Below are 24,761 nucleotides of genomic sequence, written 5' to 3'. Positions count from 1 at the left end.
GGCGCGCCGGACGAGGCCGGCCCCTTCGAGGGTAGTCGCTCCGGCTCGTTCTCTTCGCGGGTACGCGCACGTACTACGCATACGCGTACTAACATCTCAGCGACTACCGGAAAAAGACTGGAATCACAGCCAGAGTTCAGTAAACATACGTGTATGACTTTCGCTCCCGTCCTCCGCGAACCGGACTCCGACGCCGACGAGCCGGTCCCGCTGCGGCGGATCGCCGGGCTGTTCCGCCCGCACCGCGCGCCGCTCACCGCGCTGTTCGCGCTGATCGTGGTGCAGGCCGGCCTCGGCGTCGTCTCGCCGTTCCTGCTGCGCGAGATCCTCGACGACGCCCTGCCGCACCGCGACACGCTCCTGATCAGCCTCCTGGCGGCGGGGATGATCGCCTGCGCGGTCGGCAGCGGCTCCCTCGGCGTCGCCACCACCGGGCTGTCGAACACGATCGGGCAGCGCGTCATGAACGAGCTGCGCGTCTCGGTCTACGGCCACCTGCAGCGGATGTCGCTCGGCTTCTTCACGCGGACGAAGAGCGGCGAAGTGCTCTCGCGGGTGTTCAACGACATCGGCGGCGTCGACAACGTCATCACCACGACCGCCGGCTCGGTGGTGCAGAACGCGACCACCACGATCGCGATCACCGTGGCGCTGATCGCGCTGGACTGGCAGCTGGCCGGGCTGTCGCTGATCGTCGTCCCGCTGTTCCTGCTGTTCACGCTGCGGCTGGGCAAGCGGCGGCGGACGCTGGCCCGTGGCCGGACCCGGCGGATGGCCCGGCTGACGACGATGGTCGAGGAGTCGCTGTCGGTCACCGGCGTGCTGCTCGCCAAGACGATGGGCAACGAGCGGGCGGTGCGCGAGCGGTTCGGCGCCGAGTCGCGGGAGATCGCGGCGCTCGAACGCGCCGCCGCGCTCGCCGGGCGCTGGCAGGTCGCCTCCCGCGGGATGAGCCTGACCGTCATCCCCGCGCTGGTCTACTGGATCGCCGGGCTCGCGCTGGCCGGCGGCGCGACGCCGTTCTCGCTCGGCACCGTCGTGGCGTTCACCAGCATGCTCAACCGGCTGGTCGCCCCGGCGACCGCGATGCAGACGATCGGCCAGAACGTGGCGACGTCGAAGGCGCTGTTCGGCCGCATCTTCGAGGTGCTCGACCTGCCGGTGGAGATCGCCGACAAGCCGGGGGCCCGGGAACTGGTCGTGCGGCGCGGGGACGTCTCGATGCGCGGGGTGTCGTTCCGCTACGGCGAAGACGGGCCGCTGACGCTGCACGAGATCGACCTCGACGTCCCCGCCGGGACCACGACGGCGCTGGTCGGCTCGACCGGTTCGGGCAAGACGACGCTCGCCTACCTGGTGGCGCGGCTGTACGAGGTGGAGTCCGGGTCGGTGCGGATCGACGGCACCGACGTCCGCGACGTCACGCTGGCCTCGCTCGCCGCGGGCGTCGGGCTGGTGTCGCAGGAGACCTACCTCTTCCACGACACCGTGCGCGAGAACCTGCGCTTCGCGAAACCGGACGCGACCGACGAGGAGATCGAGCTGGCGGCGATGGCCGCGCACATCCACGACACCCTCGCCGGCCTGCCGGAGGGGTACGACACCGTCGTCGGCCAGCGCGGCTACCGGTTCTCCGGCGGGGAGAAGCAGCGGATGGCGATCGCCCGGATCCTGCTGCGCAACCCGCCGGTGCTCATCCTCGACGAAGCGACCAGCGCGCTCGACACCCGCACGGAACGCTCGGTCCAGGCCGAGCTCGACCGGCTCGCCGCGGGGCGCACGACGCTGACCATCGCGCACCGGCTGTCCACTGTGGAGCACGCGGACCAGATCGTGGTGCTGCACGAGGGCCGGATCGCCGAACGCGGGACGCACGCGGAGCTGCTGGCGCGCAACGGGCGGTATGCCCGGCTCGTGCGGGGAACCGCCTAACCTGGGGCCATGCACCCGGACCCCGACACCGCTTCGCGCGTGAGCGCCGACGCCGAGCTAGCCGACCTGGCCTGGCGGGTCCGCGAGGGCGTCGGGCGGCTCAACTGGCGGATGCGCGCCGAGCGCGACCCGAGCGGCCCCGGCCCGGCGGTGCTCGCGGTGCTGAGCCGGCTCTACCGGGCGGGCACGCACACGCCGACCGAGCTGGCCGAGGCGGAACGGCTGCAGCCGCAGTCGCTGACGCGGATCCTCGCGTGGGTGTCGGAGCGCGAGCTGGTCACCCGGACGGCCGATCCGGAGGACGGGCGCCGCTCGCTGATCAGCATCACCCCGGCGGGGCTGGCGGTGCTGCGGGAGTACAGCGTGCAGCGGGAACGGTGGCTGGCGGCGGCGCTGGAGTCGACGTTGTCGCCGACCGAGCGGCAGCTGCTCAAGCTGGCGGCCGATCTGCTGGTGCGGGTGGCGGACGCCTGAAGGCCGCCGCGGAGACCCCTCGATCCCTCCACGGCGGCTTCAAGCTCCCCTCCGTCCGCGCCGCCTCCCCGCGGTGCGGAACACGGGTTCCGGAAACGGGCCGCTCCTCCATCGGCCCGCTCCGGAACCCTGGTCCCCGGACGGCTCACCTCCCCAGGGGCCGTCCGGATTCCCCCCTGTCAGCGATCCGGTATCCGCTGACAGGAAGGAGTCTGCCGCGCCCGGGGCGGCGGGTTGAGTGTGAGAACCCTCAATTACCCGTGGGTAGTAATACTCAAGACGTCTTCGCGCGCCCGCGGCCGGCGGCTCGCTTCGCCGTCGTGCGCGCCTTCGCCGCCCTGGCCGCAGCGGCCTTGGCCTTCACGACGGCCGCGGGACGAGCGTCCGCGGCGGTCTCCTGCAGCGCCGCCAGCAGGCGGGTGACGCCGTCCGCCTGCTCGGCGGCCGTCGGCTGGACGACCTCGGCGCCGTCGATCTTCGCCTGGATCAACGCTTGGAGCGCCTCACGGTAACGGTCGGGTACTCGACCGGGGTCGAACTCGCCGGTCAGCTCCTCGATGAGGCTCACCGCGCGGCGCAGCTCGCCGGGCCGGATGTCGACGTCGGCGTGGCGGAACGGGAAGTCGGGCTCGCGCACTTCGCCCGGCCACAGCATGGTTTCGAGCACGATCACCTGGTCGCGCACGCGCAGCGCGCCGAGCGTCTCGCGGCGACGGAGCGCGACCGTCACCAGCGCGACCCGTCCCGACTGCTGGAGCGCCTCGCTGAACAGCACGTACGGCTTCGTGCCCGCCGGTTCGGGTTCGAGGTAGTAGCTGCGCGCGAACCAGATCGGGTCGACGTCGGCGAGCGGGGCGAAGCCGCGGATGGCGATCGTGCGGGCGGGCATCGGGAGCGACGCGAGTTCGTGGTCGGACAGCAGGACGACGTCGCCGCCCGGGACGGGGTAGCCGCGGACCATCTCGGCCGGCGGCACCTCTTCGCCGTCGACCTCGCACACGCGCTTGACCCGGACGCGGCCGCCGTCGGTTTCGTGGACCTGGTGCAGCGGGATCTCGCGCTCTTCCGTCGCGCTGTACGCCTTCACCGGAACGGCGTAGCTCCCGAACCCGATCGTGCCCGTCCAGACCGCCCGCATGCGCGCACCTCCGCAGGTCCCAGGCTAGCCAGGCGGTCCCGCGGCCCGACAGCTACAAACGGGTGTCAGGCGCGACGGATTCGCTCACACATTCGAACGACGGCGTGACTTCGTCGAGCGCTTCGGCCGAACAGCGGGACGCGATGGCGGCCGCGCGGAGCACCTCGGTGACCACCTCGACGTCCAGCGGTGGCGCCGCGGCGAGCGCGGCGGACCCGGCTTCGACGCGGGCGGCGAGACCGGCGAGCGCGTGCGAAATCGCTTCCTGGCCGGCGACGAGCTGAGCGACGACGTCGGTGAGCTCGGCGGTCGTCGCGCCCGGGCCGCCGCAGCGCAGGCCCGTGGCGAGCTCCTCGGCGCACGACCGCAGGTGGGAGGCGACGACGGTCGGCGGCAGTGTCAGCCGATCCTGCATCGCGCACCCCCTCGGGCCGGTCCGAGCCGCCATAGTGCCACCGCGCACCCCGCCACCGGACGCGACACACCGCCGTCCACTTATTTGACCAATCGTTCTAGATACAGCTAGGGTTTTGATCATGTCCCGGGTCAAGGAGTTCGACGTCGACGAAGCTTGCGACGCCGCGCTCACGCTCTTCCGGCGGCAGGGGTACGAGGCGACGTCGGTCAGCGACCTCGTCACGCACGTCGGCGTCGCCAAAGCCAGCCTGTACGCCACCTTCGGCTCGAAGCACGACTTCTACGTGACAGCACTGAAGCGCTACGCGGAGCGGGCCGACGCGAGGGTACTGGCCGAGCTGTCGAGCCCGGGCTCGGGCGTGGCGGCCGTGCGACGGCTGTTCGACGGCTACCTGGCGGAAATCCTCGGCGACGAAACGAAAATGGGCTGCTTCGTCGTCAACGCGGCGATCGAGCTGCTCCCCCACGACCCCGAGGTCGCCCGGCTGGTGGAACGCAGCTGGGACACCCTCGAAGTCGCGCTGACGATGGCGCTGGAACGCGCCAAGGCGCAGGGCGAACTCACCGGCGGCGGCGAGCCGGCGGCACTGGCGCGCTTCCTGCTCACCGTGCTCCAGGGCCTGCGCGTCCTGGGCAAGGGCGCGGACGCGGCACGCCGGCTGGACGCGGCCGTTTCGCAGGCGATGCGACTCATTCAAGACTGATCGGACCAGAAAGAAGGCACACCATGGGGGCACGGTTCACGGGCAAGGTCGTCCTGGTGACGGGCGGCGGCTCGGGCATCGGGCAGGAGACGGCGCGGGCGTTCGCGGCCGAAGGCGCGACGGTGGTCGTCGCCGGGCGCGACGAGCAGCGGCTGGCGGCCGCGGCGAAGGAGATCGACGGGGGCGCCGTGACCGTGGACGTCACGGACTCGGCGGACGTGGCGCGACTGGTCGGGACGGTCATCGCGCGGCACGGCGGGCTGCACGTCGCGGTCAACAACGCGGGCATCCTCGGGTCGCCGGCGCCGGCCGCGGACCTCGACGAGGACGGGTTCGGCGCGGTGCTGGACACGAACGTCACCGGGACGTGGCTGTGCCTGAAGCACGAGGTCGCGCACATGCGGGCGCACGGCGGCGGCGCGATCGTCAACATCTCGTCGAACATCGGCGCGCACGGGCGGCTGCCGAACATGGCGGCCTACGCGGCGTCGAAGGCCGCGGTGAGCGCGCTGACCCGCACGGCGGCGCGCGACCACATCGCCGAGGGGGTCCGCATCAACGCGGTGAGCCCGGGCGCGACCGACACCGGGATGTCGCTGCGCCCCGGCGAAACCGACGCCGACCGCGCCGAGCGGCTGAAGGGCGCGATCCCGCTGGGCCGGGTGGGTGCCACCGCCGAGGTGGCGGCCGCGGTGCTGTGGCTGGCTTCGGACGAAGCGGCCTTCACCGTGGGGCACGACCTGGTGGTCGACGGCGGCGCGACCGCCTGAGCGGCCCCACCCGGGCCCGCGGCTCCTTCAGGACTCACGGTTGCGCATGGTGACGTTCCCTTCTCGTGCCGGGCGGTACGGGGTGCGGTGGGGTCAGGACTCGCGGTTGCGCACGGGGCTCTCCTTCCGGGCGGCGCGGCTGGGGACGGCTGCGGTTCAGGACTCGCGGTTGCGCACGAGGCCCTCCTTCCGGGCGTGCTGACGGGCGGGCTCGGGGTCACGACTCGCGGTTGCGCACGGCACGGCTCCTCTCAAGCGCGGCGACGGGGTTGACTGCGGTTCAGGACTCGCGGTTGCGCACGGCGCTGCTCCTTCCGGGCGTACGGCTGGGGCTGCGGCGGCTCAGGATTCGCGGTTGCGCACGACGGCCTCCCTTCGAAGGTCCACAGCGAAAATCGGACACCGGGGCTCAGGATTCGCGGTTGCGCACGGCGGCGGCCTCCCTTCGCTGCTCCGATCGTGTGGCAATCGTCGATCGCGGCCGCCCGGTGTGGTGGGGTGGACGCGGATCGTCGGCTCACCCAGGGGAGTTGGACCGCCTTGAGTATGGACGGCGCCCGTCCGGCCGAACGCCACGCGGCCCGGATCCGAGGGGCGCTGAACCCTGCTCGCTGGACGCTCTGGCGGCAGCGCCGATCGCTCGTCTTCTACTGCTTCCTCGTCGAGTCCGTGGCGCTCGTGGCGACCGTCCGGACGGCCGCCGTGGTGCCCGTGCGGGCGTGGGACCTGGCCGTCTTCGGGGTGCTCGCCGGGCTCGGTGTGCTGCAGGCGGAGCTGGGCCGGCAGGTCGAGCGCGTCCGGCGGCTGGTGTCGGACACCCCGCACATCAACCTGACGTCGGTCTGGACGTTCGCCGGCGTGCTGCTCCTGCCGCCCGCGCTGGTCACCGCGCTGATCGCCATCCTGTACACGCACCTGGCGACGCGCAGCCTCGCGCGGATCAAGCGCGTCCCGCCGTTCCGGACCACGCTGAACGCGACGCTGGTCGTCATCACCTGCTACGCGGCCGAGGTCGTGCTGCACCGTCTCGGCGTCCCGGACATGTACACGGCGCTGACGTCGGGCTGGCGGGGCGTCACGGCCATCGCGCTCGCCGCGGCGGCGTACTTCCTGGTCTCGGCGATCACCATCCTGCCGGCGCTGACCATCACGACGCGCTCGGTGAAGGCGTTCTTCGGCGGGCTCGGCGACAACCTCCTCGAGGTCGCGACGCTCTGCCTGGGCCTGCTCACGGCGCTGACGCTGGCGACGCTGCCCGCGCTCGCCGTCGCGATCGTGCCGCCGCTGCTGGTGCTGCACCGGGCAGTGCTGATCAAGCAGCTGGAGATCGCGGCGACGACGGACGAGAAGACCGGCCTGTTCAACACGACCGGCTGGCACCTGCTGGCTTCACGCGAACTCGCGCGCGCCCAGCGCAACAAACGGAGCACGTTCGGCGTGCTGATGATCGACCTCGACCACTTCAAGCTGATCAACGACGAGCACGGCCACCTGGCGGGCGACGCGGTGCTGCGCGCGGTCGCCGCGACGATCAAGTCCGCGGTCCGCGACTACGACTCGGTCGGCCGCTTCGGCGGCGAGGAGTTCGTGGTCCTCCTCCCGGACATCGGCCCGGCCGCGGTCCTGGCGGTGGCCGAGCGCATCCGGTCGGCGATCGAGACGCTGAAGGTCGAGTACTTCGACGGCGCCGCGTCCCGGGTGATCGGCGACCTCTCGGCATCGATCGGCGTGGCGACGTACCCGGACGGCGGCACGGCCGTCGACCGCCTGCTGCAGGCCGCGGACAAGGCCCTCTACCGGGCCAAGGACGCGGGCCGCAACCAGGTGGTCGACGGCACGGCGCCGGCTTAGGAAGCCGCCGCCAGGACGGCTTGCTCCACCTCTCGGCGCCAGCCCGGTTCGATGCGGCCGCTGCGGGGGGTGACCGCGAACGAGTCGACCACCGCGCCGCCCAGGGTCGATGCCTTGGCCCAGCGGACCTCCGCGTCGCACCTCCGCAACGCGCCCGCCACCCGGAACAGCAAGCCGATGCGGTCGGCCGCGCGCAGTTCCAGGACCACCGTGTCCGGGCCCGTCGTCTCGTCGTCGAACCACAGGACCTTCGGGGCCACCGACGCCGCCGCCGGGGAGCCGTAGTCGCGTTCCTTCGCCGCCAGGCGCTGGGTCAGGGGCAGTGTGCCCGCGACCGCCCTGGCGAACTGCTCGCGCAGCAGCGTCGCGTCCGGCAGGGAGCCGAACTTCGGGGACGCCGTGAACACGCCCGCGCGGCCGCCGTCGTGGCCGCGCAGGACCGCCGAGTGAACCTCCAGTGAATTCAGCGCCAGCACGCCCGCCGCCGGGGCCAGCAGCTCCGCGCGGGCCGGGACCGCCAGCAGGACCGTCACGACCTTGCCGTGGGAGCTGATCCGGATCTCGCCGGTTCCCGAGGCCACCGCCGCCGCGACGAGCTCGCGTTGTTCGGCGTCCATCGGCTCCGGGGCGGTGAACCCCTTGCCGCGCAGCACTTCTTCGCAGCCGGAGACCAGTTCGGCGAGCAGGCGAGCCTTCCAGTCCGTCCAGACGCCCGGACCGGTGGCCAGCGAATCGGCCTGGGTCAGCGCGTGCAGGAGCTCGACCAGCACCAGGTCGCTGTCCAGCGTCTTCACCACCCGCGCCACGGTGGCCGGCTCGCTGATGTCGCGCCGGGTCGCCGTGTGCGGCAGCAGGAGGTGGTGGCGGACCATCGCCGACACCGTCGCGACATCGGCCGGGGTGAGGCCGAGCCGGGTCGCGACCTGGGCGGAGATCTTCGCGCCCAGTTCCGAGTGGTCGGCGTCGCGGCCCTTGCCGATGTCGTGCAGCAGCGCGCCGATCAGCAGCAGGTCCGGCCGCGGCACCGTGGTGGTCAGCTTGGCCGCCTCGACGCAGGTGCGCACCAGGTGGCGGTCGACCGTCCACTGGTGCACCGGCGAGCGCGGCGGCAGGTCGCGGACCGCGCCCCACTCGGGGAACAGCCGGGACCACAGGCCGGTCCGGTCGAGCGACTCGACCGCGTCGACCAGGCCCTCCCCCGCGCCCAGCAGTTCGACCAGCGCGTTCAGCGCCTCCGACGGCCACGGCGCGCGCAGTTCCGGCGCCGTTTCCGCCAGTGCCTTGAGCGTGCCGAGCGCGATCGGCTTCCCGGTGCGCGCCGACGCCGCGGCGACCCGCAGCAGCAGCGCCGGGTCCTTCGCCGGGACGGCGTCGCGGGCCAGCGCGACCTCGTTCCCGTGCAGCACCACGTTTTCCGCGAGCGGCGTCCGCGAAGGACGGCGCCCGAACCGCGTCTTCGGCGGGTCCACAGTGGACCGCAGAGCCACGTCCAGCGCGTACGCGATGGTGCGGCCCGCGCCGGACAGCTTGCGCGCCAGCGTGAACCGGTCGCCGAAGCCGAGTTCGGCGGCGACCAGCTCGGCCTCCGGCGCGGCCAGCACGTCCCGTTCGCGCCGGATCTCCCGCCGCAGCTCGGTGCGGACGTCGAGCAGGAGTTCCTTGGCCTCCAGGAGTTCTTCGCCCGGACGCGCCGTCAGCTGCGCCGCGGCGAGGGCTTCCAGGACGGCGAAGTCCCGCAGCCCGCCCCGCCCGTGCTTCAGGTCGGGTTCGGCGGACTGCGCGATCTCGCCGCTGCGGGTCCAGCGCTGCCGGACCGACGCCGTCATGTCCGGGAGCTGCTTGCGCGCGGTGCGGCGCCACTGCTCGCGCGCCGCCGAAAGCAGCCGCCCGCTCAGCTCGGCGTCGCCCGCGAGGTGCCGTGCGTCCAGCAGGCCCATGGCCACGCGAAGGTCCTCCGAAGCGACCTTCAGCGCTTCGCCGGGCGTGCGGACCGAGTGGTCGAGCCCGACTTTCGCGTCCCACAAGGGATACCAGAGCGCGTCCGCGATCTCGCCGACGCCGCTGTTGCCGTTGTGCACCAGCAGCAGGTCGAGATCGGAGAACGGCACCAGCTCCCGGCGGCCGAGCCCGCCCACGGCGACCAGCGCGACACCCGGTTCCGCGGTGTCGACGCCGGCCGCCGAGGCTCCCCTGCCCAGCCAGAACTCGTAGAGGTCGACCAGGGCCGCCCGCAGTGCGGACGCCCCCAGCCTCCCGTGCCTGCCCTCGAGCAAGCGCTCGGTGGCCTTGACCAGTTCGCCCCCGTCGGCCATCCCCGTCGCCTTATAGGGCGTCCGTGCCGCGCTCGCCGGTGCGTACCCGGATGACCGTCTCGACCGGGGTCACCCACACCTTGCCGTCACCGATCTTGCCGGTGTGCGCGGCCGTGGTGATGGCCTCGAGGACCTTCTCCACGTTGGTGTCGTCGGTGACGACCTCGATCTTCAGCTTGGCCACGAAGTCGACCGAGTACTCCGCACCGCGGTAGACCTCGGTGTGGCCCTTCTGGCGGCCGTAACCCTGGACCTCGCTGACCGTCATGCCCAGAACGCCCAGCTGCTCCAGCGCGGAACGCACGTCGTCCAGCGTGAACGGCTTCACAATCGCCGTGATGAGCTTCATGCCTTGCTCTCCTCGAGTTTCGCAGCCGGGGCCGTCTTGACCGGAAGGATGGACGGAGCGCCACCGCCGGACAACCCGGTGAAGTCGTACGCGCTCTCCGCGTGCTGCGCCTCGTCGATGCCGCTGACCTCGTCCTCGGTGCTGACGCGGAAGCCGCCGGCCTTCTTGATCACGAAGCCGATGATGAAGGACAGCACGAAGGAGTACGCGAGCACCGCGCCGGCGGCCAGCGCCTGGCGGCCCAGCTGGGTGAACCCGCCGCCGTAGAAGAGCCCGTCCGCGCCCAGCGAGTTCACGCTGGTGGTGCCGAAGAAGCCGATCAGCAGCGTGCCGACGATGCCGCCGACCAGGTGGACGCCCACGACGTCGAGCGAGTCGTCGAAGCCGAGCTTGAACTTGAGCGAGATGGCGAGCGCGCAGAGCACACCCGCGATGAGGCCGATCGCGATGGCCCCGATCGGGCTCACGAAACCGCACGCCGGGGTGATCGCGACCAGGCCGGCGACCGCGCCCGAAGCCGCGCCGAGGGTGGTCGGCTTGCCGAACTTCAGCTGCTCCACGACCAGCCAGCCGAGCACGGCGGCGGCGGTGGCGACGGTGGTGTTGGTGAACGCGACGGCGGCGAGGTCGTTGGCGGCCAGCGCCGAACCGGCGTTGAAGCCGTACCAGCCGAACCACAGCAGGCTCGCGCCGAGCAGCACGAACGGCACGTTGTGCGGGCGGCCGGTGTCCTTCGGCCAGCCCTTGCGCTTGCCGAGCACGATGGCGAGGGCGAGACCCGCGGCGCCGGCGTTGATGTGGACGGCGGTACCACCGGCGAAGTCGAGTGCCTTGAGGTTGTTGGCGATCCAGCCGCCGACGGCGTTCTCGCCGACGAAGCCGTTGAACGAGAACACCCAGTGCGCGACCGGGAAGTACACGATCGTCACCCAGACGACGACGAACAGCGTCCAGCCCCAGAACTTCGCGCGGTCGGCGATGGCGCCGGAGATCAGCGCGGGGGTGATGATCGCGAACATCAGCTGGAACATGACGAACGCGAGGACCGGCAGGCCGTCGGAGCCGGGCCACGCGACGGCGGGGCTGGTGTCGGTGGCGGCCGTCGCGAACCCGGCGAGCTTGCCGAAGGTGTTCTCGAGGCCGGCGAAGTGGAAGTTACCGAGCAAGCCGCCGAATGCGTCGTCGCCGAAGGACATCGAGAAGCCGTACAGGGCCCACAGCACCCCCACGACGGCCAGCGCGATGAAGTTCATCATCAGCATGTTCAAGACGCTCTTCGCGCGGACCATGCCGCCATAGAAGAACGCCAGTCCTGGGGTCATGAGCATGACCAGCGCGGCGCTGGCCAGTACCCATGCGGTGTCTCCTGCGTTCAGCACATCGTCCTCCCGTGCCCTGGGTTCGTGCGTTGGCAGTTTTGGCGCGCGGTGTTTCACGGGGCGGCGCGTGAGGTTTCACCCGCGTGAACTGTCCGCGCCGGGTTGTTACGGGCAGGTTTCCGGAGACCTGTGCTGAAGTGTCCGGTTGCTTTACGCCGTGGTCGAATAGCCCCATGAGCGCGAGCGGCCACGGGAATGACCCACTGCCACCCCAGGTGGTGGAGGCATTGCGGTGTTCGGTGTGCGGTGACCCGATCGGGCTAGCCGATCGCACACTGCGTTGCGGGAACCGCCACTCTTTCGATCTAGCGCGACAGGGTTACGTGAACTTGTTGCACGCGCGAATCCCAGCGGGGACGGCGGACACCGCGGAGATGGTCGCGGCGCGCGCGGACTTCCTCGCGTCGGGTGCCTACCGCGGACTCGCCGACGAGCTGGCGCGGGTGTGCGCCGAGGCCGGCGACCTCGTCATCGACGCGGGCGCGGGCACCGGCTACTACCTGGCGCGGGTGCTGGACGCGTCCGGCGCGTCCGGCCTCGCGCTGGACGTCTCGGCGGTGGCCTTGAAGCGCGCTGCCCGCGCCCACGCGCGGCTGGGCGCGGCGGTGTGGAACCTGTGGGAGCCGTGGCCGGTCGGCGACGAGGTGGCGTCGGTCGTGCTGAACGTCTTCGCGCCGCGCAACGGGCCGGAGTTCCACCGCGTCCTGCGCCCCGGCGGCCTGCTGGTCGTGGCGGCCCCGGCCCCGGACCACCTGCGCGAGCTGGGCGACCTGGTGCTGGCCGTGGACGAGCGCAAGGACGAACGCCTGGACGGCGCCCTCGGCGAGTACTTCGCCCGGACGGGCCGCACGGCGGTCCGCCAGGAGATCGAGCTGTCCCCGGAGCAGGTGCGCCAGGTGGTCGGGATGGGGCCGGCGGCGTTCCACCTGGACCGGGGCGACCGTCGGGCGCGGCTGGCGGCGCTGAGCGAGCCGCAGGTGGTGACGGTGTCGTTCACGGTCTCGACGTACCGGCGGCTGTGAGTCTGGAAGGGTGAAGGGGTGAAGCCCGACTGGACCGCCCCCGCGACCCGGCTCGCGGACGCGGAGTGGGTCCGGGCCCGCATCGGCGGCGCCGCGAAGCTGTACGGGTGCGCGCGGCCGGAGGTGCTGGGCACGATCTGGTGGTACTCGCTCTCGTCGGTGCTGGTGGCGCCGGCGGTCGAGGGCCTGGTCGCCGGTCGCCTCGTCGATCCGTCCCTGGACGCCGTGGAGCTGGACCTCGTCGCCGACGGCCGGTTCCTCGGCGCCCGGTCCACCCGCGCGCTCGACGGCGGGCTGCCCGAGCTGGGGGCGGCGCTCAAGGTCGCCCTCGGCACCGCGATCGGCACCATCGCCGCCGTCAGCGGGGCCCGGGAGCGGGCGCTGGGCGCCATCGCGACCGACTCGATCGGCAACCGGCTGCTCTGGACGCCCGATCCCTCGCGGGCGCTCGCCCTGGCCGAGCCGCTGGTGGCCGCGATCGGCCTCGGCCTGCCGAAGCCGCGGTTCGTGCACGTCGGGCGCACCCCGGCCGTGCGGCGGGCGTCGTGCTGCCTGATCTACGAGGTGGGCAACCCCAAGTGCGTGAGCTGCCCGCGTCAGACGCCCGCCGAGCGCGACGCCCGGCTTCGCGCCGCGCTCAGTCGATGACGGCCAGCTCGAGCTTCGCCAGCCGGTCGGGGTCGGCGATGACCTCGATGCCCGCGATCCGGTCGTCCTCGACGCGGAACGCGAGGACGACCGCGAGCCGTCCCTCGCGGACCATGAGCAGGCCGGGCGCGCCGTCGACGAGGGCCAGTTCGCTCGCGCGGGCGCGTTCGGACGCCAGGATCGCGCCGCGGCGGACGCTCTCGACACCGCGCAGCACGATCGGCGCCGGGCTCGGGCCGACGAACGGGTCCGCGTGCAGGACGACGTCCGGGGCGAGGAGGGCGAGCAGCGCCTCGAAGTCGCCGCCGCGGGAGGCCGCCAGGAACGCTTCGACGACCTTGCGCCGCCGGGGCACGTCCGCGTCCGCCACCGACCCGCCCTTGACGCGGCGGCGGGCGCGGCTCGCGAGCTGCCGGGTCGCGGCCGGCGTCTTGCCGAGCATCGGCGCGATCTCGTCGAACGGCACCGCGAACATGTCGTGCAGCACGAACGCGACCCGCTCGGCCGGGGCCAGCGCGTCGAGCACGACCAGCAGCGCCAGCCCGACCTCGTCGGCCAGCTCGGCCTCCTGCGCGGGATCGCGGCGCTCGTCGTCGGGCTCGGGCTGCCCGTCGAGGGTCTCCTCGGGGTGGGTGCGGCGCGCCCGCAGCGCCGAGAGGCACACGCGCGCGACCACGGTGGTCAGCCACGCGGGGACGTTGTCGATCTCGGCGGCGCCGGTGCGGTGGAACCGCAGCCAGGCTTCCTGGAGGGCGTCGTCGGCTTCGGCGGCCGAACCCAGCATCCGGTAGGCGACCGCGCGCAACCGCGGCCGCTCCTGCTCGAACCGCTCGGTCAGCGCGTCCACTCTGTTCCTCTCGCCCGGGGTCATAGGAGTAGACCCCGCGGCGGCGGGCGATGTGACCGGAATGGGCGTGATCTGGGTCATCCCCGGCGGTGGACGGCCCGCCTCGGCTCGTACCAGGTCTCGCCCGCGGGCTCGCCGGCCATGTTCCAGCTCCACGAGACGCGCGGGGTGATGCGCGTGTAGTGACCCGGCCCGACCAGCCCGGTGCGCTCGACGGGTTCGTCCGCTTCGCCGTACACGCGGATGGCACGGGCGACGAACGGCTGCAGCGACACCAGGTCGTCCACCAGCAGGGCCACCTTCCGGCGGCCGGCGGCGACGTTGCGGAACTTGCGGGTCGCCAGCACGGCCGCGCCGACGCCGCCGACCCAGAAGAACTCGCCGTCGAACTCGAAGGCGAGCGGGACGAGGTCCGGCTGCTCCCCCGCGCCGAGCGTGGCGACGCGGGCGAGCGGCTGGGAACGCAGGTAGGTGATCTCTTCGGCGGTGAACGCCATGTCAGCTCCTCAGAGCACGCAGAACTCGTTGCCTTCGGGGTCCGCCAGCACGAAGTGGTCGGGGCGGCCGTCCAGGGTGTGCTCCTGCAGCACCGTCGCGCCCGCCGCGGTGAGGCGGGCGATCGCTTCGACGACCCGTTCCCAGCGCGTCTCCCAGGGCACCTCGCGGCCGCCGCCGGCCTGGACGTCCAGGTGGAGGCGGTTCTTCGCGATCTTGCCCTCGGGGACCTTGAGGAAGCTCATGCTCGGCAGGACGCCCTCGGGGTCGCTGAGGTACGCGCCGTCGTCCCATTCCGGCTCGGGTACGCCCTGCTGCTCGAACCACGCTTCCCAGCTCGCGAACCCCGGTGGGGGCGGGCGCTCGATGTAGCCGAGGGCCACCGCCCAGAACTTCGCCAGCTCGCGGGGTTCCGCGCAGTCGATCGTCAGGCTCCAGCGCACCGTCACGGGGGAAGGGTAGCCTCGCTCGCGCCTCGGCACCGCGCGTAACAAGATTGAACGACCCGGCGACATCCCCGGCACGTTGCACCGGCCGAGAGGGTGGGCGAGCATTCGCATGGACATCGCCGTTTCCGTGAACGATCCAGCGCTGCAGGAGTCTTTGCTCGATTGGTTGCGCGGGGACCCCGAGCTGAGGCCGGCGGTGAAAAAGCGCTACGCGGCGCCGAAGCCGGGAGAGCTCGGGACGCTCGTGGACGCGGTCGTCATCTCGGTCGGCAGCAGCGGCGCCCTGACCGTGCTCGCTTCCGCGTTGAAGGCCTGGGTTCAGCGGCCACGGGGCAAGCACGTAGTCCTCCGGGTGAGCCGTGGTGACCGCGTCGCGGAGATCGACGCCGAGCGGGTCGGCTCGGACGACATCGAAACGATCCTCGACCGCGTGTTCCGGGAGGGCGAATCGGCATGACGCTCGCGGTTCCGGAGGAATCGCGCGTCGTTCTCCTCGGCACTTCCGAGTACACCGACGAGCGCTTGCCTCCCATTCCCGTCGTCGAGCAGTGCCTGAACGACTTGCGGGACGTTTTCACCGACCCGGACCACGGGCTCGTCGGGTCCGAGCACTGCACGGTCCTGCTCGACGAACCGGATATCGCCCAGCTGGGGCGGCGGATCCGCGAGGCGATGGCGGGTGCGACGGGCCTGCTGGTCGTCTACTTCGTCGGGCATGGCATCATCGGCCGCCGGCACGAGCTGTACCTGGGCCTGCCCGACAGCGACCTCGAGCACCCCACGTTCGGGTCCTTGTCGTACGACGCCTTGCGAGACCAGATCCTGGACAGCCCGGCGCGGACGAAGGTCGTCATCCTGGATTCCTGCTACTCGGGCCGGGCGATGGGCGAGACGCTCGCGGATCCGGTCGGCGCGGTCGTGGGTCAGCTGGACATCGACGGCACTTACCTGATGACGTCCGCGCATCGCGACCAGGTCGCGCTGGTGCTCGACGGCGAGCCGCACACCGCGTTCACCGGCCGGCTGCTGAGGGTGCTGAAGAACGGGATTCCCGACGCAGGCGAATATCTGACGGTCGACGACGTCTTCCAGTACCTGTCGACCACGATGACAGCGGCCGGGCTTCCGCGGCCGCAGAAGCGGGGGAGCCAGAACTCCGGCCGGTTCCGGATCGCGCGCAACCACGCCATTTCGGCCGAGAGCGAAGCGGACCTCGACGCCCGGATCAAGGAGATCGTCCGCCGCGGGCGTGCGGAGAGCTGGGCGAAGCAGCTGCCGGACTTGCAGAAGGTTCTTGCCCGTCAACAGGCGCTTCTCGGTGATCGGAACCCGAAGGTGTGGCGTAGCGAGCAGCTCGTCGCCCACGCGATCGGGGAGGCCGGTGACCCCTCGGAAGCGGTCGAACAGCTGCGGAACCTGCTCACCCGGCAGTCCGCCGAACTCGGCAGCGAGCACACCGACACGTTGCGGTCACGGCATCTGCTCGCGGTGAACCTGGGTGAGTCCGGGCTTCGGGAAGAAGCGATCACACTGCTCCGGGCACTTTTGCCCGACCTCCGCCGCATCTCGGGGCACCTCGACCCAGCCTGCTGGCGGGCCCAGCACGTCCTCGCCGTCAATCTCGCCCTGACCGGCCTGACCGAGGAGAGCGCCGCTCTCATGAAGGAGCTGCTGACGATGCAGAAGATCCACCTGGGCGAAGACGCACCGCAGACGGGCCGGGTCAGGCGCGACCTGATGCTGCTCTCCCCGGAGGCCTCCGACCATGTTTGAGCGCTTCACCGATCGAGCGCGACGTGTCGTGGTCCTGTCCCAAGAAGCGGCCAAGAGCCTGAACCACGACCACATCGGGACCGAGCACCTCCTGATCGGCCTAGCCCACGAAGGCGAAGGACCAGCTGCCCGCGTACTGATCTCCAACGGTGCCGGCTACGACCTGATCCGCGCTCAGGTGGAAGCGATCATCGGGCTGGGTGACACGCGCCACGACGGGCACATCCCGTTTACACCACGGGCGAGGAAAGTCCTGGAGCTCGCACTCCGGGAAGCCCTGCAGCTCGGCCACAACTACATCGGGACAGAACACATCCTGCTCGCGCTGATCCGCGAAGGACAAGGCGTCGCGGCGAAGGTGCTGGGCACGCTGGACGTGACTCTCGAGCAGCTACGGCGCGGCGTTTTGGACGCGCTCGCCGACCACGAAAGAAAACTGGCGGCCGAGGCCGAGCAGAAAGCGGCCGAGCAAGAAGTCGCCGCGCGGAGCCGGCCTTCGCCGTGGGAACAACGAGCGCGCAATCTCACCCAGCTCGCCCAAGCCGGCGGATTGGACCCCACCGTCGGCCGGGCGAAGGAGATCGATCGGCTCGTCCAGGTCCTCTCCCGCCGGACCCGGCACAACCCGGTCCTCGTCGGCGAACACGGGGTCGGCAAGGCGGCGGTCTTCGACGGCCTCGCTCAGCGGATCGCCGCCGGTGAGGTCCCGGAGCGGCTCAAGGACAAAGAGATCCACGCCCTCGACCGCAACAACCGCGGCAGCGGAGATCAGCTACGCCGAGCACTGGCCGAAATCCAGGCCCGCGACGACGTCATCCTGGTGCTCGACGACATCTCGGACCTCCTGAACGGCAAGCACGCCGAAATCCTGAGCACGGCGGTGCTGCACGGCGACATCCTCGTCGGGTGCACCGCGACGCCCGAAAGCTACCGCCTGGTCAACGCCGAGAGTCCCGCACTGGCGCAGCTCTTCCAGCCCATCCAGGTGGTGGAGATGTCCCTGGAAACGGCGGTCGAAGTCCTGCAGGTCATGCGCGGCCGGCTGACTGACCACCACCGCCTCGCGATCGAAGATGAAGTACTCACCATGGCGGTGGAGCTGGCCTCGCGGTACGACCGGCAGCATCGGCTGCCGAGCAGCGCGATCGACCTCATCGACGAAGCCTGCGCCCGCACGGCGGGATCATCGAACCTGAGCGGGGCCGAGCTCACCCGCACCATGCAAGACCTGCGTGACGAGTGGAAGGTCGAAGCGCAGCTGCTCGGCATGCTCGAGCCGGCGTACCGCGGGCACCTGACCCGCCCGGCGCCGGAGGCGTTCCTGCAGGTCTACGGCGGTGTCGACACCGAGATCTGGCGCATCGGCTGAACCACCCAGCGGCTGGGACGGATAGCGACGCCACGAACCCCTGGGTACCGTGAGCCTTGATGAGCGAACGCACCTGGGGCTTCCGCACCCGCGCCCTGCACGCGGGTGGCACCCCCGATCCGGCCACCGGCGCGCGGGCCGTGCCGATCTACCAGACCACCAGTTTCGTCTTCGAGGACGCGGCCGATGCCGCCAGTCTCTTCGCGCTGCAGAAGTACGGGAACGTCTACAGCCGGATCGGGAACCCGACCGTGGCCGCGTTCGAGGAGCGGGTCGCCAGTCTCGAAGGGGCCATCGGCGGGGTTGCCACCGCGAGCGGGCAGGCCGCCGAGTTCCTCACCTTCAGCGCGCTCACCGAGGCCGGGGACCACATCGTGTCCGCGAGCGGGCTCTACGGCGGGACCGTCACGCAGCTCACCGGGACGCTCCGGCGCTTCGGGGTCGAGACGACGTTCGTCAGCGGCGGGATCGACGACTACGCCGCCGCCATCACCGACCGGACGCGGCTGCTCTACACCGAGGTCATCGGCAACCCCGGCGGCGGCATCGCCGACCTCGCGGCGCTGGCCGACCTCGCGCACGCCCACGACGTCCCGCTGGTCGTCGACGCGACGCTGGCGACGCCGTACCTCTGCCGCCCGATCGAGCACGGTGCCGACATCGTGCTGCACTCGGCGACGAAGTTCCTCGGCGGGCACGGGACGACGCTCGGCGGGATCGTCGTCGAGTCCGGGAAGTTCGACTGGGGCAACGGGAAGTTCCCGCGGATGACCGAGACCGTCGACAGCTACGGCGGCCTGAAGTACTGGGAGAACTTCGGCGAGTACGCGTTCTGCACCCGGCTGCGCGCCGAGCAGCTGCGGGACATCGGCGCGGTGCTCTCGCCGCACTCGGCTTTCCTGCTGCTGCAAGGGATCGAGACGCTCCCGCAGCGGATGGACGCGCACGTCGCCAACGCCGTCGCGATCGCCGAGCACCTCGAAGCCGACCCGCGCGTGGCGTGGGTGTCCTACGCCGGGCTGCCGTCGCACCCGCACCACGAGCTGGCGAAGAAGTACCTGCCCGCCGGGCCGGGCGCGGTGTTCTCCTTCGGCATCGACGGCGGCCGGGCGGCGGGCGAGAAGTTCGTCGAGTCGGTCGAGCTCCTGTCGCACCTGGCGAACGTCGGGGACGCGCGGTCCCTCGTCATCCACCCCGCGTCCACGACGCACGCGCAGCTGTCGGAAGAGCAGCTCGCGGCCGCGGGGGTCGGGCCGGACCTGATCCGGCTGTCCATCGGGCTGGAGGACGCCGACGACATCCTCTGGGACCTCGACCAGGCGCTCGGCAAGGCGGTGGCCGGATGACCTACGACGTCGGGGCCGTCGAGCGGCGCGCGATCCTCAACCGGACGAAGTCGGTGACGCTGGTCGGCGCGTCCGCGAACCCGGCGCGGCCCAGCTACTTCGTGGCGACCTACCTGCTCGCCTCGACGCGGTACGAGGTCAACTTCGTCAACCCGCGGCTGGACACGCTGTTCGGGAAGCCGGTGTACCCCTCGCTCGGGGACGTCCCCGGCGAACTCGACCTGATCAGCGTCTTCCGCAAGCACGACGACCTGCCGCAGGTGGCCGAGGAGGTCGTCGGCGCCGGCGCGCGGACGCTGTGGCTGCAACTCGGGTTGTGGCACGAACCGGCGGCCGACCGGGCACGGGAGGCCGGGCTCGACGTCGTGATGAACCGGTGCGTGAAGATCGAGCACGCGCGCTTCGCCGGCGGGCTGCACCTGGCCGGGTTCAACACCGGCGTGATCAGCTCGCGGCGGCAGTCGGCCCCCTAGGCGCCCCGGGAAGAGAACGGCCGTTCCCGCTGTTGGCCCGGGTATGACCTTGGGGATCACGCTTTCCGGCGGCCCGACCGCCCTGCTGGAGCTGGGCGGCGTCCGGCTGCTCACCGACCCGACCTTCGACGCGCCCGGCGACCACCCCGTCGGCGAGCGCGTGCTGGTCAAGACCGAGGAATCGGTGCTGACCGAAGACGCGGTCGGCGTGGTGGACGCGGTGCTGCTGTCCCACGACCAGCACCCCGACAACCTCGACGACCGCGGCCGCGCGTACCTCGCCACTGTGCCGCTGACGCTGATCACGCCCGCCGGCGCCGAGCGGCTCGGCGGGACGGCGAAGGGCCTGGCGCCGTGGGAAGAGACGCGCGTCGGGCCGCTGAGCGTCACCGCCGTCCCGGCGCTGCACGGCCCTGAAGGCGCTTCGCGGCTCACCGGCGACGTGACGGGGTTCGTCCTGACCGGCGACGGCCTCCCTACCGTGTACGTCAGCGGCGACAACGCTTCGGTCGACCTCGTGCGCGAGATCGCCGGGCGCTTCCGCGTCGACATCGCGGTGCTGTTCGCCGGCGCCGCCCGGACGGTCTTCTTCGACGGCGCTCCCCTGACGCTGACCAGCGAGAACGCCGTCGAAGCCGCGAAGGTGCTCGACGCGGCGAAGGTCGTCCCGCTGCACTTCCGCGGCTGGCAGCACTTCAGCGAGGGCCCGGACGTGCTCCGGAAAGCGTTCGAGGCGGCCGGCCTGGCCGACCGGCTGGTGCTCCTCGAACCCGGCCAGCGCGCGGACGTCTGAGCAGGCCGTGAGAGGCTGGCGGCATGGCCAAGCCGACCCCGCTCCAGTTCCGCAACCTCCTCGTCGCCCTCCTGGCGGCGGCGGGCTTCGTCTGGAGCGTCGTGACGGGCCTGCCGTGGTGGGTCAGCGCGATCGTCGGCTGCGCGTGCGTCCTGTCGCTGGCCTCGGCCTACCTCAACCGCCCGGGCGCGAACGGCTAGCGCGACTCCATGACGACGATCTGGGGCGTCCACAACGACCAGCCGCAACTAGACCTGGTCGCGAACGGATTCGTGTCGATCGGCTGGGACGATCTCGGCGATCTCTCGGACCTCAAAGACGATCGCGAGGACGCGAAAGAGCGGGTCGCTCGGAAGCGCCCGTACCTCAAGCCGGGCGCCATCCCAGTCACCGCCGGCACGCTGCTTTCGTTCCGGCACCGAATGCGTCCCGGGGACCTGGTGATCTATCCGTACAAGCCGGACAGCACGATCAACATCGGCCGCATCACGGGTGATTACTACTTCGAGAACGGCGTCGCGACCCACGCCAACCGGCGACCGGTGACCTGGTTGCGGAAGGATGTCCCTCGCACGACGTTCTCCCAAAGCGCGCGCTACGAGATCGGCTCGGCCGTGACCGTGTTCCAGGTCAAGCAGCACAAGCAGGAGTTCCTCGACTTCCTGGACGGCGCACCCCTGACCACGGCTCCGTCCGCGGTCGAAGCCGAACCCGAAGCCGCCGCGGATGAAGCCGCGGATCAGCCCGATCCCGAACGGATCGAAACCTACACCCGCGACTTCATCATCGAGACCCTGATGACCAAGCTGGAGGGAATCGAATTCGAGCACTTCGTCGCCCACCTCCTCGGCGCCATGGGGTACCGGACCGAGGTGACCCGGCCATCACGCGACGGCGGCTTCGACATCCTCGCTTCCCACGACCCGCTCCTGCTGGAGCCGCCGATCATCAAGGTCCAGTGCAAGCGCACGACCTCGCCGATCGGCCGCCCCGAGGTGCAGCAGTTGACCGGCACGCTCGCGAGCGGCGGTTCCGAACTCGGCTTGTTCGTGACGCTGGGCAGCTACTCCGCCGACGCGCAGCACGAAGAACGGCACCGCCAGAATCTCCGGTTGATCAACGGACGCCAGCTGGTCAAGCTGATCTTCGAGCATTACGACGAGTTCAGTCTCGACTACAAGCGCCTTCTCCCGCTGCGATCCGTCTACCTCGTCGACAGGAACCAAAGCTAGCGCGTCTTCGCGAACCGCGCCTTCAGGTTCGTGCGGCCCGCTTCCGTGAGCCGTCCGAAGAGGCGCAGCCGGGCGAGGCCGCCGTCCGGGTAGATGTCCAGGCGGGCCTCCGTCACCTCCGGGCCGTCCTTCAGGGCGAAGCGGTGGCGGGTGTCCGGTTGCAGGCGGGTCTTCGGGAGCAGGTCGACCCACTCGCCGTAGGTGTCGCGGCCGCTCACCGACGCCCAGCCCGGGGCGTTGCCCTTCAGGTTGCTCGTGTCCAGCTCGGCGAACCGGACGATGCCCGCGCCCGCGAGGCGCAGGGTCACCCAGTCGTTGCCGTCGTCGCGGCGGCGGGCCGTCTCCCAGCCCTCCGCCTGGTGCGCCGCCAAACCCGGGGACAGCAGGTTGTTCGGGGACGAGTAGAACTTGTTGCTGCAGCCGGTGACGACGGCGCCGTTCTCCAGCGCCGCCAGGTCGAGCGCGTCGAGGTCCAGGAGGTCCGGGTCCGGGATCGGCCGGCCGTGGACGCGCAGGCGGGCGACGCCGCCGTCCGGGTGCTGCGTCAGGCGGACGTGCGTGTAGCGGCGGGAACCGTTGACCGCGTAGAAGTTCTCCGTGTGGCCCGCGGCCGGGGCGCGGTCGACCAGGACGTCCCAGTCGGCCGAGGCCAGCTCCGCCGCCGAGGGGTAGCCCTGGACCGACGTCGCCTCCACCGAGACGAACGGCGGGTAGTTGCCCTTGAAGAACGCCGTGTCGACGATGACGCCGGTGACCGTGCCCGCCAGGCCGAGGCGCAGCACCGCCTGGTCGTCGCCCGGTTCGCGGTGGCGGCGGGTTTCCCAGCCGTCGTAGACCTGCCCCTTCGGGCCGAACGTCTCCGCGCGGTGCGCCGGGACCCACGGGTTGACCAGGTTCTCCTTCTCGGCGAACAGCTCGTCGGTCGCCCACATCACGGTCCCGCCGAAGCGCCGGGACGCGAGGTCGGGCAGTTCTGTCCACTCAGGACGGTCGGACACCACAGCCTCCATTTCAGCAGTTCCCCCGGGTCAGCAGCTCGCCGTGCGGCGCATCACCGGTGATTTCGGTGCCCCGCAACCACGTCGAGCGCACGACGCCGGCCAGCGGGCGGCGGTCGTAGGCGCTCACCGGGTTGCGGTGCTTCAGCTTCGCGACGTCGACCACGAACGCCTCCTCCGGCGCGAACACGCAGAAGTCGGCGTCGTAGCCCACCGCCAGGTGGCCCTTGCGGCGCATCCCGGCCTGCGCCGCCGGGCGCTCGGCCATCCAGCGGACGACCTCGGTGAGCGCGAACCCGCGCTGGCGCGCCTGCGTCCAGATCGCCGGCAAGCCCAGCTGCAGGCTGGAAATCCCGCCCCAGGCCTCGCCGAAGTCGCCGCTGTCGAAGCGTTTGAGCTCCGGCGTGCACGGCGAGTGGTCGCTGACGATCGTGTCGATCACGCCGTCGGCGAGCCCCCGCCAGAGCTGCTCGCGGTTGGCCGCCTCGCGGATCGGCGGGCAGCACTTGAACTGCGTCGCGCCGTCGCGGATCTCCTCGGCGACGAAACTCAGGTAGTGCGGGCAGGTTTCCGCCGTCAGCGCCACGCCGTCACGCCGAGCCGCGGCGATCAGCGGCAGCGCGTCCGAAGAGGACAGGTGCAGGATGTGCGCCCGCGCGGAGTTCCGGCGGGCCGCGTCGATCACGTGCGTGATCGCCAGGTTCTCCGCTTGCCGCGGCCGCGAGTGCAGGAAGTCGACATAGCGACCGCCGTGCGGTTCCGGCGCCGAGTCGATCTCGTGCGCGTCCTCGGCGTGGACGATCATCAGCGCGTCGAAGGAACTCAGCTCCCGCAACGCTTCGTCGAGCCCGGCCGGGTCGAGCGGCGGGAACTCGTCGACACCCGAGTGCAGCAGGAAGCACTTGAACCCGAACACGCCGGCCTCGTGCAGCCCGCGCAGGTCCCCGGTGTTGCCCGGGATCGCGCCGCCCCAGAAGCCGACGTCGACGTGCACCCGGCCGGCCGCCGACTTGCGCTTGACCTCCAGCGCGGCGACGTCGACCGTCGGCGGGAGGCTGTTCAGCGGCATGTCCACGATCGTGGTCACCCCGCCCGCGGCGGCCGCGCGGGTCGCCGTTTCGAAGCCCTCCCACTCGGCGCGGCCGGGGTCGTTGACGTGGACGTGCGTGTCGACGAGTCCCGGCAGCAGCACGACGTCGTCGCCGAGGTCGAGGACGCGGTCGCCGGACAGCGGAGCGCCGCCGGGTTCGACCGCGACGATCCGGCCACCGTCGACGCCGAGCGTCACGGGAACTTCGCCGTCGGCCGTCACGGCCCGGGCGGCGCGCACCACAAGATCCATCCGAAAGCCCTTCGCCGGGAGGATGAGCACCATCGATTCCACAGAACGGAAAGACGGTTTCGCACAACGACAGTAACCACGGCGCGCGCCGCTCGTCAACGACGGACGTAGCGCGTTACGGTCATCTTCGTGCGGCTTGAAGCGGAGTTCACCAGCGAACCGTTCCACGGCGAAGGTTCGCCACCCGAGCACGCGCTCGCCGCGCGGGACGCCGCCGCGGAAGCGGGGCTGGAGACCGACTTCGGGCCGCTCGGGACCCTCGCGAGGGGCGAGGCGAAGGAGCTGTACGACGCGCTCCCGGCGATCGCGAAAGCCGCGCTGGAGGGCGGCGCCACCCGCGTCACGCTGCAGCTGCGCCGGGCCGACGACGACCGGAGCGCGCCCGCGGTCGAGCTGAACGACGCGCTGGCCCGGCTGATCGCCGACGTCGAGCGCGAACTGGGTGCCAAGCTCGGCGAACTCGACCGCGCCGGCAAGCAGCGCGCGGTCCGGCTCCTGCGCGAACGCGGCGCCTTCGGCCTGCGGAAATCGGTCTCGTCGGTGGCCGACGCGCTGGGGGTCACGCGGTTCACGGTCTACAACTACCTCAACCGGGAAGCGGACTGACCAGCGCTTTCAACAAAATGTTGACGGAACTCCGGGGTCGAC

26 protein-coding genes are annotated in these 24,761 nt (G+C 71.4%); 16 read left to right on the top strand and 10 right to left on the bottom strand.

Features of this window, described 5'->3' with window-relative positions; all coding sequences use genetic code 11:
• Positions 1-153: 153 nt before the first annotated feature.
• Positions 154-1,932, top strand: coding sequence for an ABC transporter ATP-binding protein (locus AB5J73_RS22470; RefSeq protein ID WP_370971927.1), 1,779 nt, complete (start codon positions 154-156; stop codon positions 1,930-1,932).
• 9 nt (positions 1,933-1,941) lie between these two features.
• Entirely contained in the window at positions 1,942-2,406 is a 465-nt protein-coding gene (locus tag AB5J73_RS22465) for a MarR family winged helix-turn-helix transcriptional regulator (protein WP_370971925.1), read from the top strand.
• A gap of 274 nt (positions 2,407-2,680) precedes the next feature.
• Here AB5J73_RS22465 and AB5J73_RS22460 read toward each other — a convergent pair whose 3' ends face one another.
• Positions 2,681-3,544 (bottom strand): Ku protein, encoded by an 864-nt coding sequence (locus AB5J73_RS22460; RefSeq protein ID WP_370971923.1) that lies wholly within the window; start codon positions 3,542-3,544, stop codon positions 2,681-2,683.
• A gap of 52 nt (positions 3,545-3,596) precedes the next feature.
• Positions 3,597-3,959, bottom strand: a complete 363-nt coding sequence (locus tag AB5J73_RS22455; protein WP_370971921.1) for a hypothetical protein — start codon at positions 3,957-3,959, stop codon at positions 3,597-3,599.
• 121 nt (positions 3,960-4,080) lie between these two features.
• Here AB5J73_RS22455 and AB5J73_RS22450 point away from each other — a divergent pair, with 121 nt between their 5' ends.
• The 3 genes from AB5J73_RS22450 to AB5J73_RS22440 all read left to right on the top strand — a co-directional run bounded on the left by AB5J73_RS22450 (position 4,081) and on the right by AB5J73_RS22440 (position 7,286).
• Complete coding sequence (locus tag AB5J73_RS22450) at positions 4,081-4,665, top strand: TetR/AcrR family transcriptional regulator (protein ID WP_370971919.1); 585 nt, start codon at positions 4,081-4,083, stop codon at positions 4,663-4,665.
• 23 nt (positions 4,666-4,688) lie between these two features.
• Entirely contained in the window at positions 4,689-5,435 is a 747-nt protein-coding gene (locus AB5J73_RS22445; protein WP_370971917.1) for an SDR family NAD(P)-dependent oxidoreductase, read from the top strand.
• Positions 5,436-5,981: 546 nt separating this feature from the next.
• The gene (locus AB5J73_RS22440; RefSeq protein ID WP_370971915.1) at positions 5,982-7,286 is read left to right on the top strand and encodes a diguanylate cyclase; all 1,305 of its coding nucleotides are present in this window, start codon (positions 5,982-5,984) and stop codon (positions 7,284-7,286) included.
• On the opposite strand, the gene AB5J73_RS22435 is transcribed toward AB5J73_RS22440, so the two are convergent.
• The 3 genes from AB5J73_RS22435 to AB5J73_RS22425 are packed head-to-tail and all read right to left on the bottom strand — an operon-like array spanning position 7,283 to position 11,326.
• Positions 7,283-9,598 carry a [protein-PII] uridylyltransferase gene (locus tag AB5J73_RS22435; protein WP_370971913.1) on the bottom strand — a complete coding sequence of 772 codons (2,316 nt, stop codon included), beginning with the start codon at positions 9,596-9,598 and terminating at the stop codon, positions 7,283-7,285. The two genes, AB5J73_RS22440 and AB5J73_RS22435, sit on opposite strands and share 4 nt — an antisense overlap.
• A 10-nt stretch (positions 9,599-9,608) precedes the next feature.
• Positions 9,609-9,947: a P-II family nitrogen regulator gene (locus AB5J73_RS22430; RefSeq protein ID WP_086677886.1), complete on the bottom strand. Its 339-nt coding sequence runs from the start codon at positions 9,945-9,947 to the stop codon at positions 9,609-9,611.
• Positions 9,944-11,326, bottom strand: coding sequence for an ammonium transporter (locus tag AB5J73_RS22425; RefSeq protein ID WP_370971911.1), 1,383 nt, complete (start codon positions 11,324-11,326; stop codon positions 9,944-9,946). The genes AB5J73_RS22430 and AB5J73_RS22425 overlap by 4 nt, the downstream gene beginning before the upstream one ends.
• A gap of 173 nt (positions 11,327-11,499) precedes the next feature.
• On the opposite strand from AB5J73_RS22425, the gene AB5J73_RS22420 reads away from it, so the two are divergent.
• Both AB5J73_RS22420 and AB5J73_RS22415 read left to right on the top strand, forming a co-directional pair.
• Positions 11,500-12,348, top strand: coding sequence for a putative RNA methyltransferase (locus AB5J73_RS22420; protein ID WP_370971909.1), 849 nt, complete (start codon positions 11,500-11,502; stop codon positions 12,346-12,348).
• Positions 12,349-12,366: 18 nt separating this feature from the next.
• Positions 12,367-12,996 carry a (2Fe-2S)-binding protein gene (locus tag AB5J73_RS22415; protein WP_370971907.1) on the top strand — a complete coding sequence of 210 codons (630 nt, stop codon included), beginning with the start codon at positions 12,367-12,369 and terminating at the stop codon, positions 12,994-12,996.
• On the opposite strand, the gene AB5J73_RS22410 is transcribed toward AB5J73_RS22415, so the two are convergent.
• The 3 genes from AB5J73_RS22410 to AB5J73_RS22400 all read right to left on the bottom strand — a co-directional run bounded on the left by AB5J73_RS22410 (position 12,986) and on the right by AB5J73_RS22400 (position 14,769).
• Positions 12,986-13,843, bottom strand: coding sequence for a sigma-70 family RNA polymerase sigma factor (locus tag AB5J73_RS22410; RefSeq protein WP_370971906.1), 858 nt, complete (start codon positions 13,841-13,843; stop codon positions 12,986-12,988). The two genes, AB5J73_RS22415 and AB5J73_RS22410, sit on opposite strands and share 11 nt — an antisense overlap.
• Positions 13,844-13,920: 77 nt before the next feature.
• On the bottom strand, positions 13,921-14,340 hold the full coding sequence (locus tag AB5J73_RS22405) for a PPOX class F420-dependent oxidoreductase (protein WP_370971904.1): 420 nt from the start codon (positions 14,338-14,340) through the stop codon (positions 13,921-13,923).
• A gap of 9 nt (positions 14,341-14,349) precedes the next feature.
• Complete coding sequence (locus AB5J73_RS22400; protein ID WP_370973282.1) at positions 14,350-14,769, bottom strand: VOC family protein; 420 nt, start codon at positions 14,767-14,769, stop codon at positions 14,350-14,352.
• Between the two features lie 127 nt (positions 14,770-14,896).
• Between AB5J73_RS22400 and AB5J73_RS22395 the strand changes: the two genes are divergently transcribed.
• Genes AB5J73_RS22395 through AB5J73_RS22360 form a run of 8 tightly spaced genes read left to right on the top strand, consistent with a single transcriptional unit; the run spans position 14,897 to position 21,773 of the window.
• On the top strand, positions 14,897-15,244 hold the full coding sequence (locus tag AB5J73_RS22395; protein WP_370971902.1) for a hypothetical protein: 348 nt from the start codon (positions 14,897-14,899) through the stop codon (positions 15,242-15,244).
• The gene (locus tag AB5J73_RS22390) at positions 15,241-16,560 is read left to right on the top strand and encodes a caspase family protein (protein WP_370971900.1); all 1,320 of its coding nucleotides are present in this window, start codon (positions 15,241-15,243) and stop codon (positions 16,558-16,560) included. The genes AB5J73_RS22395 and AB5J73_RS22390 overlap by 4 nt, the downstream gene beginning before the upstream one ends.
• A complete protein-coding gene (locus tag AB5J73_RS22385) occupies positions 16,553-17,929 on the top strand; it encodes a Clp protease N-terminal domain-containing protein (RefSeq protein ID WP_370971898.1) in 1,377 nt (458 codons plus the stop codon). The genes AB5J73_RS22390 and AB5J73_RS22385 overlap by 8 nt, the downstream gene beginning before the upstream one ends.
• Positions 17,930-17,988: 59 nt before the next feature.
• Complete coding sequence (locus AB5J73_RS22380) at positions 17,989-19,275, top strand: O-acetylhomoserine aminocarboxypropyltransferase/cysteine synthase family protein (RefSeq protein WP_370971896.1); 1,287 nt, start codon at positions 17,989-17,991, stop codon at positions 19,273-19,275.
• Positions 19,272-19,748 (top strand): CoA-binding protein, encoded by a 477-nt coding sequence (locus AB5J73_RS22375; RefSeq protein WP_370971895.1) that lies wholly within the window; start codon positions 19,272-19,274, stop codon positions 19,746-19,748. Before AB5J73_RS22380 ends, AB5J73_RS22375 begins: the two co-directional genes overlap by 4 nt.
• A 43-nt stretch (positions 19,749-19,791) precedes the next feature.
• Positions 19,792-20,541, top strand: coding sequence for an MBL fold metallo-hydrolase (locus tag AB5J73_RS22370; protein WP_370971893.1), 750 nt, complete (start codon positions 19,792-19,794; stop codon positions 20,539-20,541).
• Between the two features lie 23 nt (positions 20,542-20,564).
• Complete coding sequence (locus AB5J73_RS22365; RefSeq protein ID WP_169735210.1) at positions 20,565-20,741, top strand: hypothetical protein; 177 nt, start codon at positions 20,565-20,567, stop codon at positions 20,739-20,741.
• 9 nt (positions 20,742-20,750) lie between these two features.
• Positions 20,751-21,773 carry a restriction endonuclease gene (locus AB5J73_RS22360; protein ID WP_370971891.1) on the top strand — a complete coding sequence of 341 codons (1,023 nt, stop codon included), beginning with the start codon at positions 20,751-20,753 and terminating at the stop codon, positions 21,771-21,773.
• Here the strand turns inward: AB5J73_RS22360 and alc are convergent.
• Both alc and allB read right to left on the bottom strand, forming a co-directional pair.
• On the bottom strand, positions 21,770-22,783 hold the full coding sequence (gene alc, locus AB5J73_RS22355; RefSeq protein ID WP_370971889.1) for an allantoicase: 1,014 nt from the start codon (positions 22,781-22,783) through the stop codon (positions 21,770-21,772). The genes AB5J73_RS22360 and alc overlap by 4 nt on opposite strands.
• A 1-nt stretch (position 22,784) precedes the next feature.
• Positions 22,785-24,113 carry an allantoinase AllB gene (gene allB, locus AB5J73_RS22350; RefSeq protein WP_370971887.1) on the bottom strand — a complete coding sequence of 443 codons (1,329 nt, stop codon included), beginning with the start codon at positions 24,111-24,113 and terminating at the stop codon, positions 22,785-22,787.
• Between the two features lie 129 nt (positions 24,114-24,242).
• On the opposite strand from allB, the gene AB5J73_RS22345 reads away from it, so the two are divergent.
• Entirely contained in the window at positions 24,243-24,719 is a 477-nt protein-coding gene (locus AB5J73_RS22345; protein ID WP_370971885.1) for a helix-turn-helix domain-containing protein, read from the top strand.
• Positions 24,720-24,761: the final 42 nt, after the last annotated feature.

The sequence above is a fragment of the Amycolatopsis sp. cg9 genome, assembly GCF_041346945.1.
GTDB lineage: Bacteria > Actinomycetota > Actinomycetes > Mycobacteriales > Pseudonocardiaceae > Amycolatopsis.
This window is presented reverse-complemented; position numbering and strand designations above follow the sequence as displayed.